This is a genomic window from Pseudoalteromonas sp. 78C3, assembly GCF_002836695.1.
GTDB classification, from domain to species: Bacteria; Pseudomonadota; Gammaproteobacteria; order Enterobacterales; family Alteromonadaceae; genus Pseudoalteromonas; species Pseudoalteromonas arctica.
In genome coordinates this window covers 64,880-76,720 of record NZ_PJAV01000175.1, presented here as the reverse complement: position 1 = coordinate 76,720, position 11,841 = coordinate 64,880, and the positions used below count along the sequence as shown (strand labels likewise).

The 11,841-nt window shown below is 43.0% G+C and carries 6 protein-coding genes; all 6 read right to left on the bottom strand.

Going from position 1 to position 11,841, the window contains the following annotated elements:
• Positions 1-162 (bottom strand): GTP-binding protein (locus CXF76_RS19775; RefSeq protein ID WP_232785096.1); only part of this gene is annotated, 162 nt, incomplete at its 3' end.
• A 62-nt stretch (positions 163-224) separates the two neighbouring features.
• Positions 225-2,339 carry an elongation factor G gene (fusA, locus tag CXF76_RS19770; RefSeq protein ID WP_101164438.1) on the bottom strand — a complete coding sequence of 705 codons (2,115 nt, stop codon included), beginning with the start codon at positions 2,337-2,339 and terminating at the stop codon, positions 225-227.
• Positions 2,340-2,366: 27 nt separating this feature from the next.
• Positions 2,367-2,837 (bottom strand): 30S ribosomal protein S7, encoded by a 471-nt coding sequence (gene rpsG / locus CXF76_RS19765; protein WP_010555004.1) that lies wholly within the window; start codon positions 2,835-2,837, stop codon positions 2,367-2,369.
• 97 nt (positions 2,838-2,934) lie between these two features.
• Positions 2,935-3,309 carry a 30S ribosomal protein S12 gene (gene rpsL / locus CXF76_RS19760; RefSeq protein WP_002958885.1) on the bottom strand — a complete coding sequence of 125 codons (375 nt, stop codon included), beginning with the start codon at positions 3,307-3,309 and terminating at the stop codon, positions 2,935-2,937.
• A gap of 194 nt (positions 3,310-3,503) precedes the next feature.
• A complete protein-coding gene (rpoC, locus tag CXF76_RS19755) occupies positions 3,504-7,679 on the bottom strand; it encodes a DNA-directed RNA polymerase subunit beta' (RefSeq protein ID WP_007580130.1) in 4,176 nt (1,391 codons plus the stop codon).
• Between the two features lie 104 nt (positions 7,680-7,783).
• The gene (rpoB, locus tag CXF76_RS19750) at positions 7,784-11,809 is read right to left on the bottom strand and encodes a DNA-directed RNA polymerase subunit beta (RefSeq protein WP_007580127.1); all 4,026 of its coding nucleotides are present in this window, start codon (positions 11,807-11,809) and stop codon (positions 7,784-7,786) included.
• Between the last annotated feature and the right edge of the window lie 32 nt (positions 11,810-11,841).

Genomic DNA, 11,841 nt, shown 5'->3' with positions numbered 1-11,841 from the left:
AGGAGCGTTGTCGATTGATGCGAAATCTTTAGCAACACCGCCGTATACTTTTGCAAGTACGTTAGTGATTGCTGCAGTTAGTGTAGTTTTACCGTGGTCAACGTGGCCAATTGTACCAACGTTTACGTGCGGTTTTACGCGTTCAAACTTTTCTTTTGCCATCTTAAAAAATTCCTAATAAAGAAATTAAAGCCTGACTCACTATTGAGCCAGACAAGCTAAAATTATATAACAGCGCGAGCTGAAATTATTGTATCTGCAACGTTTTTAGAGGCTTCAGCGTACTTCATAAACTCCATAGAGTATGAGGCACGGCCCTGTGTTGCAGATCGTAAAGCAGTCGCATAACCAAACATTTCAGAAAGAGGAACCTGCGCATTAATTTGCTTAAGTCCACCTAATGCATCTTCCATGCCTTCGATTATGCCGCGGCGACGGTTTAAGTCGCCAACTACATCACCCATATTTGAATCAGGAGTGAGTACTTCAACCTTCATTACTGGCTCTAGTAGTACAGGGTTAGCTTTAAGCGCCCCATCTCTCATTGCCAGTGAACCTGCTATTTTAAATGCCATTTCATTCGAATCTACATCATGGAATGAACCATCATATAAAGTCGCTTTAACGCCAAGTAATGGGTAGCCTGCCAGTACACCTTGAGACATTTGCTCTTGGATACCTTTGTCTACCGCAGGGACGAACTCTTTAGGAACAGAACCACCTACGGTTTCGTTAACGAACTCGTAAATTGGTGACTCATCATCCGTAATATCCATCGGTTCAAGTTTAATCCAAACGTGACCATATTGACCACGACCACCTGACTGACGTATAAACTTCCCTTCAACCTTAACAGTTGAACGAATAGCTTCTCGGTATGAGACCTGCGGCTTACCAACGTTACATTCAACACTGAATTCACGTTTCATACGGTCGACGATGATATCTAGGTGAAGTTCACCCATGCCAGAGATTATAACCTGGCCTGATTCTTCGTCAGTTTGTACTCGAAAAGAAGGGTCTTCAGCAGCTAGTTTACCCAGCGCGATACCCATCTTATCTTGGTCAGCTATAGTGCGAGGCTCAACCGCAATAGAGATTACTGGTTCAGGGAATTCCATACGCTCAAGCGTAATAATAGAATTCGGATCACACAGTGTTTCACCTGTTGTTACGTCTTTAAGACCAATAGCTGCCGCGATGTCGCCTGCGAAAACTTCTTTGATCTCTTCACGAGAGTTTGAATGCATCTGTACGATACGGCCAAGTCGCTCACGCTTACTTTTTACTGGATTATATACCGTGTCACCCTGTTTAACAGTACCAGAGTAAACACGGAAAAAGGTCAAGGTTCCAACAAACGGGTCTGTTGCAATCTTAAAAGCGAGTGCAGCAAACGGCGCTTTATCATTAGCTGGACGTTCTTCCTCAGTACCATTTTCTAGGATACCTTGGATTTGTTTCACTTGCTCTGGTGAAGGCATATATTCAACAACGCAATCAAGCACAGCTTGAACACCTTTGTTTTTAAATGCGCTACCACAAGTAACTGGAACAATCTCATTAGCTAATGTTCGTTGGCGTAAAGCATTTTTAATTTCTGCTTCACTTAACTCTTCACCTTCTAAGTATTTATCCATTAGTTCTTCTGTTGCTTCAGCAGCGCTTTCAACTAAGTGAGAGCGCCATTCTTCAGCTAATTCCAGAAGTTCTGCCGGTATTGCCTCATAAGAGAAAGTCATACCCTGGTCCGCTTCGTTCCAGTTAATCACTTTCATTTTTATAAGGTCAATAACACCTTTAAAGTCGTCCTCAGCGCCTACAGGCAACTGAATTGGAACAGGCGTTGCTCCAAGACGAGATTTCACCTGGCTAACCACAGCTAAGAAGTCAGCGCCCGTGCGATCCATTTTATTTACGAAGATCATTCTCGGAACTTCGTATTTGTTCGCTTGACGCCAAACTGTCTCAGTTTGCGGCTGTACACCAGATGAAGCACAAAGAACAACTACCGCACCATCTAATACGCGTAAAGAACGCTCTACTTCGATAGTGAAATCTACGTGTCCTGGAGTATCAATAATATTGATACGATGGGCGTCAAATTGAGCATCCATCCCTTTCCAAAAACACGTTGTTGCAGCAGAAGTGATTGTGATACCACGCTCTTGTTCCTGCTCCATCCAATCCATAGTTGCAGCGCCATCATGTACTTCACCGATCTTATGAGAAAGACCCGTGTAGAACAGAACACGTTCTGTTGTGGTGGTTTTGCCTGCATCTACGTGAGCGACAATACCTATATTACGATAGCGCTCAAGTGGAGTTGTACGTGCCATATGATCCTCTTAAAGGTTAAAGACAGATTACCAACGGTAATGAGCGAATGCTTTATTCGCTTCAGCCATACGGTGAACGTCTTCACGTTTCTTAACCGCAGTGCCTTTATTATCAGAAGCGTCAACGATTTCTTGAGCTAAACGTAAGCCCATAGATTTTTCGCCACGCTTACGTGCAGCGTCTACTAACCAACGCATACCTAATGCGTTACGACGAACTGGACGTACTTCAACTGGTACTTGATAAGTTGAACCACCAACACGGCGAGATTTAACTTCTACCTGTGGGCGGATGTTATCAAGTGCAGTTTCAAAGATTTCTAGGTGCGACTTGCCTGATTTCTCAGCAGCCACGTCTAGCGCACCATAAACAATTTTTTCAGCAGTAGATTTCTTGCCGTCTAACATCACGATGTTAACGAATTTAGCAAGAAGTTCCGATCCGAACTTAGGATCTGGAAGAATTTTACGTTGACCGATTACGCGTCTTCTAGGCATTTTGTATCTCCGGTTTATTCAGGTTTGCTCTTTCGAGTCAATCACCCAAAACAATAATTATAAATATTTAGTGCTTGGCCTTACTAACGGAAAACAATTAGCCTTTAGGGCGTTTTGCACCGTATTTAGAACGAGCTTGACGACGATCGCTAACGCCTGCACAGTCAAGTGCACCACGAACAGTGTGAAAACGAACACCTGGTAAATCTTTAACACGACCACCACGGATTAGGATTACACTATGCTCTTGAAGGTTATGACCTTCACCGCCAATGTATGAAGTTACTTCGAAACCGTTAGTTAAACGTACACGTGCTACTTTACGTAACGCCGAGTTTGGTTTCTTAGGTGTAGTTGTATATACGCGAGTACATACACCGCGCTTTTGCGGACACGCTTTTAGTGCAGCTGAGTTACTTTTCGTAACCTTGCTACGGCGTGGCTTACGCACTAGCTGGTTAATAGTTGCCATTTAAATAGCTCCTGAAATTAAAATTACTACTGAAAAAAATAAAAAATCCGCCCTTTATTTACGAGCCTGCATTAAGCACACAAGTAAATGGGTGGCGGAATTTTAATGAGCAAAGTTTAACCTGTCAACCTAAACTAACCGCAAGACAGCATATAACTGACTTGCGATCACTTAATCTATTGATTAAGAACAGTTTATTGATTTCCAGACAAATCAGCATTTAGAGCGTCTGTAAGTGCTTGAGTTGCCTCTTCTGCACTTACTGTTTGCTCTTCTACTACTACTTTGCTTTGTTTACGGCGAGCCATACGTTCTTGATGATACGCAAAACCGGTACCGGCTGGGATCAAACGACCCACAATTACGTTTTCTTTAAGACCGCGAAGCTCATCGCTCTTACCATTCACTGCCGCATCTGTAAGAACACGTGTTGTCTCTTGGAAAGACGCTGCAGAGATGAAAGATTCTGTTGCTAGTGATGCTTTTGTGATACCCATTAACTGGATTTCAAACTTAGCTGGTATCTTACCTTGTTTTTCAAGGTCACGGTTTGCGATATTAACGCGCGCCACTTCGATTTGCTCACCGGCTAAGAAGTCAGTATCACCGCCGTGCATAATGGTACATTTACGTAACATTTGACGGATAATTGTTTCAATGTGCTTGTCATTGATCTTAACGCCTTGCAAACGGTAAACCTCTTGCACTTCGTTAACGATATAGTTAGCAACATGAGTCACACCACGTAGGCGTAAGATGTCATGCGGTGATTCAGGACCATCGGCGATAACTTCACCTTTAGACACTTGCTCACCTTCAAACACGTTAAGTTGACGCCATTTAGGAATCATCTCTTCGTAATGATCACCTTCAGCTGGAGTAATAACTAAACGCTTCTTACCTTTAGTCTCTTTACCGAAGCTAATTGTACCAGTTACTTCAGCTAATATAGCTGGTTCTTTTGGCTTACGAGCTTCAAATAAGTCGGCTACGCGTGGTAGACCACCCGTGATATCACGAGTTTTCGAACCTTCTTGCGGAATACGTGCTAACACGTCACCTGGGTTTGCTGTAACGCCGTCAATAACTTCAATCGTCGTGAATGAAGGAAGACGTGTTTCTTGCAGACCGCGCTCTTCACTTTCGATGATAAGCTTTGGTTCTTTCGTATTTACTTTAGCAAGATCTTTTACAACTACACGGGTTAAACCAGTTAGCTCATCAGTCTGTGCTTCAGTATTTGAATCATCGATATCGCTGAACGATACTTTTGATTTATGCTCAAGAACGATTGGGTGACTATGCGGGTCCCAAGTAGCAACGATATCGTTACCTAGAACTTCAGCATTGTCTTGCACTGTTAATACCGCACCGTAAGGTACTTTATAACGCTCTTTCTCACGACCATGACTATCAATGATAGTAATTTCCGTAGAACGAGAGGTAATAACAATCTTACCGTCTGTGTTTAATACGTACTTAGAGTTATGAAGTTTTAATGTACCGTTAGTTTTAACTTGTACATTATTTTCTGCAGACGCTCTAGATGCCGCACCACCGATGTGGAAGGTACGCATTGTTAACTGTGTACCCGGCTCACCAATTGACTGTGCCGCGATAACACCCACTGATTCACCAGCGTTGATGATATGACCACGTGCTAGGTCACGACCATAACAGTTAGCACAAACACCAAAGTCATTATCACAAGTGATAACAGAACGTACACGAACTTCATCTACTGAATGCTCTTCTAAGAGATCACACAGTTTTTCGTCTAGCATGATATTACGTTCAACAAGCACTGTATTAGTACCTGGAATCACAATATCTTCAGCAACAACACGACCTAGAACACGTTCACGAAGTGCTTCTACAACATCACCACCTTCAATAAGCGGTTTCATTGTTAAGCCATCTTCTGTGCCACAGTCATCTTCATTGATTACCAAATCTTGTGCAACGTCTACTAGACGACGCGTTAGGTAACCCGAGTTTGCTGTTTTAAGTGCTGTATCGGCAAGACCTTTACGCGCACCATGCGTTGAGATGAAGTACTGAAGTACGTTTAGACCTTCACGGAAGTTAGCTGTGATTGGAGTCTCGATGATTGAACCATCTGGACGTGCCATTAGACCACGCATACCCGCCAACTGACGAATCTGTGCAGCACTACCACGAGCACCTGAGTCGGCCATCATAAACACTGAGTTAAATGACGGTTGCTCTACTTCTTCACCTTGTGCATTGATAACTGTGTCTTTCGACAAGTTAGACATCATCTCACGTGATAAGTTTTCGTTTACACGTGACCAGATATCGATAACTTTGTTGTACTTTTCACCAGCCGTTACAAGACCTGATTGGAATTGTTGGTTGATTTCAGTAACTTCAGCTTCAGCTGATTCAATTATCTGTGCTTTAACCGGCGGGATAACTAAGTCATCAATACCGATAGAAACACCTGACTTCATTGCATAATGGAAACCGGTGTACATAACTTGGTCAGCAAAGATAACTGTATCTTTAAGACCTAGACGACGGTAACACTCATTCAATAAGCCAGAAATCTGCTTTTTACCTAGCGGCTGGTTGATTGACGCAAACGGCATGCCTTTAGGTAAAATTAGAGACAGAATCGCACGACCAACAGTTGTATCGATAACAGTAATAGTATCTTCTACTACGCCGTCTTCGTTTTTAACTGATTGGCTAATACGTACTTTCACAATTGCGTGAAGGTCTGCATTGCCACTGCGGTATGCTTTTTCTGCTTCTTTTGGATCTTTAAATATCGCGCCTTCGCCTTTAGCGTTAATGCGGTCACGAGTCATGTAATAAAGACCCAATACAACATCCTGTGAAGGAACGATGATTGGCTCACCATTCGCAGGAGATAGAATGTTGTTTGTTGACATCATCAATGCACGAGCTTCAAGCTGCGCTTCGATTGTTAACGGTACGTGTACCGCCATTTGGTCACCATCGAAATCGGCGTTGTAAGCCGCACATACTAATGGATGCAAATGAATCGCTTTACCTTCGATAAGCACAGGCTCAAACGCTTGGATACCCAAACGGTGAAGTGTTGGTGCACGGTTAAGTAATACTGGATGTTCACGAATTACTTCGTCAAGTACATCCCATACTTCCGGAACTTCACGTTCAACCATCTTCTTAGCAGCTTTGATTGTCGTAGCCATGCCGCGACGTTCTAATTTGCCATAGATGAATGGTTTGAATAGCTCTAGTGCCATCTTCTTAGGAAGACCACATTGGTGAAGCTTAAGTGTAGGACCAACTGTGATTACAGAACGGCCTGAATAATCTACACGCTTACCAAGTAAGTTCTGACGGAAACGACCTTGCTTACCCTTGATCATATCAGCAAGAGATTTAAGAGGACGTTTGTTAGAACCTGTAATTGCACGACCACGACGACCGTTATCAAGTAGCGCATCTACCGCTTCTTGTAACATACGTTTTTCGTTACGTACAATAATGTCTGGTGCTGCTAAATCTAGTAAACGCTTAAGACGGTTATTACGGTTAATAACACGACGGTAAAGGTCATTTAGATCAGATGTCGCAAAACGACCACCGTCTAATGGTACTAATGGGCGTAGATCAGGTGGCAATACTGGAAGTACTGTCATGATCATCCACTCAGGGTTATTACCTGATTGGTGGAACGATTCCATTAACTTAAGACGTTTAGTGATTTTTTTACGCTTAGTTTCAGAGTTAATTGTTGGTAACTCTTCACGCATCTCAGCAATTAATTGAGCAAGATCAAGTTCACGAAGCAAGTCTAAAACTGCTTCAGCACCCATCTTAGCTTCAAACTCATCACCGTGCTCTTCTAGTGAATCTAAGTATTCTTCTTCACCTAATAACTGACCACGCTCAAGCGTTGTCATACCAGGTTCAGTTACTACGAATGATTCGAAGTAAAGAACACGTTCAATATCACGAAGCGTCATATCTAGCATTAAGCCAATACGTGACGGTAATGATTTTAAAAACCATATATGTGCAACTGGGCTCGCAAGGTCGATATGACCCATACGATCGCGTCGCACTTTAGTGAGTGTTACTTCAACGCCACACTTTTCACAGATCACACCACGGTGTTTAAGGCGTTTATATTTACCACATAAACACTCATAATCTTTCACTGGGCCGAAAATACGGGCACAGAATAAGCCATCGCGCTCAGGCTTGAAAGTACGGTAGTTAATAGTCTCAGGTTTCTTTACTTCACCGTATGACCATGAACGAACCATGTCTGGTGAAGCAAGACCAATGCGAATTGCATCGAATTCTTCGGTCTTATTTTGTTGCTTCAGAAACTTAAGTAAGTCTTTCACCTTAGCTCTCCTGTCGGAGTTAATCTTGAGGACGGATAATCTCGTCCCTACATTCTATTCAGCCGTAACAGATGCTGCAGCGTTAACTGCAGCATCTAATTGGCTTAATTTTCTTCCAACTCGATGTTGATACCTAGTGAGCGGATTTCTTTCAACAATACGTTGAACGATTCTGGCATACCTGGTTCCATTTTATGGTTACCATCAACGATGTTTTTATACATCTTAGTACGACCGTTCACGTCATCCGATTTCACTGTTAGCATTTCTTGTAGAGTGTAAGCAGCACCATAAGCTTCAAGTGCCCATACTTCCATCTCACCAAAACGCTGGCCACCGAACTGTGCTTTACCACCCAGCGGCTGCTGAGTAACAAGGCTGTAAGAACCAGTAGAACGTGCGTGCATCTTATCGTCAACCAAGTGGTTAAGTTTAAGCATGTACATGTAACCAACAGTTACTTGACGTTCAAACTGATCGCCAGTACGGCCATCATAAAGTGTAACCTGACCACTACGAGGATAGCCCGCAAGCTCAAGCATGTCTTTGATTTCGCTTTCTTTCGCGCCATCAAATGCAGGAGTAGCTATTGGTAAACCACCTTTTAAGTTTTCAGCTAGACGACGAATTTCGTCATCAGTGAAGCTAGCAATATCTACAACTTGGCGAGATTCGCCAATTTCGTATGCTTGCTTGATGAAGTCACGTAGCTCATGAAGCTCACGTTGCTCTTTCATCATCTCTTCAATACGTTCACCGATACCACGTGCAGCAAGACCCATATGTGTTTCAAGGATCTGACCGATGTTCATACGTGATGGTACACCTAGTGGATTCAATACGATATCTACCGTACGACCTTTGTCATCGTAAGGCATATCTTCTACTGGTACGATAGTCGAGATAACACCTTTGTTACCATGACGACCCGCCATTTTATCACCCGGTTGGATACGACGTTTAACAGCTAGGTATACTTTAACAATCTTAAGTACGCCTGGTGCTAAGTCATCACCTTGGGTAATTTTACGACGTTTGTTTTCAAACTTCTTATCGTATTCAGCTTTAAGTTCATCGTACTGTGCAGCTAGTTGCTCAAGCTCAGCTTGCTTGTCTTCTTCAGCAAGGCTTTGCGTAAGTACTTTTTCAGCATTTAGAGATGCAAGTTTATCTTCATCAAAACCAGCAGCTATAAGTAGCTTACGTGCACGGTCTAAAACGCCTGCTTCTAAAATACGGAACTCTTCGTTGAAGTCTTTCTTCGCTTCGCGAAGCTGCATGTCTTCAACTTCTAACGCGCGTTTATCTTTTTCAACACCATCACGGGTGAAAACTTGCACGTCAATTACAGTACCAGTTACAGAATTTGGTACACGTAAAGAGCTGTCTTTAACGTCAGACGCTTTTTCGCCGAAGATAGCACGCAGTAGCTTCTCTTCAGGTGTAAGCTGTGTCTCGCCTTTAGGAGTCACTTTACCTACTAGGATATCGCCGCCTTTAACTTCAGCACCAATATATACAACGCCTGATTCATCAAGCTTGCCTAGCGCAGACTCACCCACATTCGGGATATCTGCAGTGATCTCTTCTGGACCTAATTTAGTATCACGGGCAACACACTGTAGTTCTTGAATATGGATAGTCGTTAGACGATCTTCTTCAACTACGCGCTCTGATAACAAGATTGAATCTTCGAAGTTATAACCGTTCCATGGCATGAATGCCACGCGAAGGTTTTGACCAAGGGCTAAGTCACCTAAGTCAGTCGAAGGACCATCTGCTAACACGTCACCACGAGTAACCGGTTCGCCAACCATACAAGTTGGTTTTTGGTTAATACATGTATTTTGGTTTGAACGTGTGTATTTGGTTAAGTTGTAGATGTCGATGCCCGCTTCACCAGGAATGCGTTCTTCTTCATGTACATTTACAACGATGCGACTTGCGTCAGCATACATTACTTCACCACCACGTTTAGCAACGATAGTTACACCAGAATCTTTCGCTAGTGTTAACTCAATACCAGTACCTACTAACGGCTTATCCGCTTTCAATGTTGGTACTGCTTGACGTTGCATGTTTGAACCCATCAATGCACGGTTAGCATCATCGTGTTCTAGGAACGGGATAAGTGCTGCCGCTACAGAGATCACCTGTTGTGGTGATACATCCATATACTGCTGGTCCATGCGACCCATAAAGGTAGATTCACCTTTGTGACGACATGGGATAAGTTCATCAACAAACTCATTGGTTTCAGTTAAGTTTGAGTTCGCCTGTGCGATAACAAACTGACCTTCTTCAATGGCTGATAAATAATCAACTTCATCAGTTACAACACCGTCTACCACTTTGCGGTAAGGTGTTTCTAAGAAACCGTAGTCATTTGTACGTGCGTACGTAGACAACGAGTTAATTAGACCGATATTTGGACCCTCAGGAGTCTCGATTGGACATACGCGACCATAGTGAGTTACGTGAACGTCACGTACTTCAAAGCCTGCGCGTTCACGAGTTAGACCGCCCGGACCTAATGCAGAGATACGACGTTTATGCGTAACTTCTGATAGTGGGTTATTTTGGTCCATAAACTGTGATAACTGAGACGAGCCGAAGAACTCTTTAACAGCTGCCGAAATAGGCTTAGCGTTAATAAGATCTTGTGGCATTATCGCGTCAAGGTCACCTAAGCTTAAACGCTCACGTACAGCACGTTCAACACGTACTAGACCAACACGGAATTGGTTCTCAGCCATTTCGCCAACACTACGTATACGACGGTTGCCTAAGTGATCGATATCATCAACATCGCCTTGACCGTTACGAATAGCAATTAATACTTTCATAACAGACACGATGTCTTCTTTGCTTAATGTGCCAGGGCCTGTGTCTGTATCGTAACCAACACGGCTATTGAACTTCATACGACCTACAGTAGATAAGTCATAACGTTCTTCAGAGAAGAACAAGTTCTGGAATAAGGCTTCAGCCGCGTCTTTCGTCGGTGGCTCGCCTGGGCGCATCATGCGGTAAATTTCTACTAGTGCTTCTAAACGGCTGCTTGCAGAGTCAATGTTTAATGTATTTGACATGTAAGCACCGCTGTCCACTTCATTGATATATAACGTATCAATTTTAGTGTAACCGGCTTTAACCAATTCAGCCATTAGCTCTAGAGTTAGCTCGTCATTTGCATTTGCAATAACTTCACCAGTTGACTCATCAACATAGTTTTTAGCTACAATACGGCCAATGATGTACTCATGTGGTACTTCTAATTGCTTAATGCCTTTCTTTTCGATGCTCTTGATGTGGCGAGCCGTAACACGACGACCGCTTTCAACAAATACTTCACCGTCTTCGCTCTTGATATCAAAAGCGGCAGTTTCACCACGTAAACGCGAAGGTACAAGTTCCATAAGAACTTTACCATTCGTTACTTCAAACGTAGTGTTATCGAAGAACATATCTAGGATTTGTTCGCTAGAATACTCTAGTGCACGTAGGATGATAGACGCCGGTAATTTACGACGACGGTCAATACGTACATATAAGTTATCTTTTGCATCAAATTCGAAGTCTAACCATGAACCACGGTAAGGTATAACGCGTGCGTTATATAATACTTTACCCGATGAATGGGTTTTACCGCGGTCGTTATCAAAGAATACACCAGGGCTACGGTGTAGCTGAGAAACGATAACACGCTCTGTACCATTGATTACAAAAGTACCGGTATCTGTCATGAGCGGAATTTCGCCCATGTAAACTTCTTGCTCTTTAATGTCTTTAACTGTGCCTGGTGCTTCTTTGTCCATAACAACAAGACGCAGTTTCACGCGAAGTGGAGCAGAATAAGTCACACCGCGAATTTGACATTCTTTTACATCGAAAACTGGCTCACCAATACGGTAACTTACGTATTGAAGCTCAGAATTTCCCGAGTAGCTTTTAATAGGGAACACAGAACGGAAGGCAGCTTCCAAACCATGATCGCCATCAGCGTCCGGCACTAAGAATTTTTTAAACGATTCTAACTGTGTAGACAGTAAAAAAGGTATATCCAAAACTTGTGGACGTTTACCAAAATCCTTACGGATACGTTTCTTTTCAGAATAAGAGTAAGCCATGGGGTTCCTCAGCTTGCTGATCTTTGACCCGA

Bases quoted from the DNA above. Each gene is read 5' to 3' on its own strand.
- fusA (WP_101164438.1), bottom strand. From the start codon at position 2,339: ATGGCACGTACAACTCCACTTGAGCGCTATCGTAATATAGGTATTGTC.
- rpsG (WP_010555004.1), bottom strand. From the start codon at position 2,837: ATGCCTAGAAGACGCGTAATCGGTCAACGTAAAATTCTTCCAGATCCT.
- rpsL (WP_002958885.1), bottom strand. From the start codon at position 3,309: ATGGCAACTATTAACCAGCTAGTGCGTAAGCCACGCCGTAGCAAGGTT.
- rpoB (WP_007580127.1), bottom strand. From the start codon at position 11,809: ATGGCTTACTCTTATTCTGAAAAGAAACGTATCCGTAAGGATTTTGGT.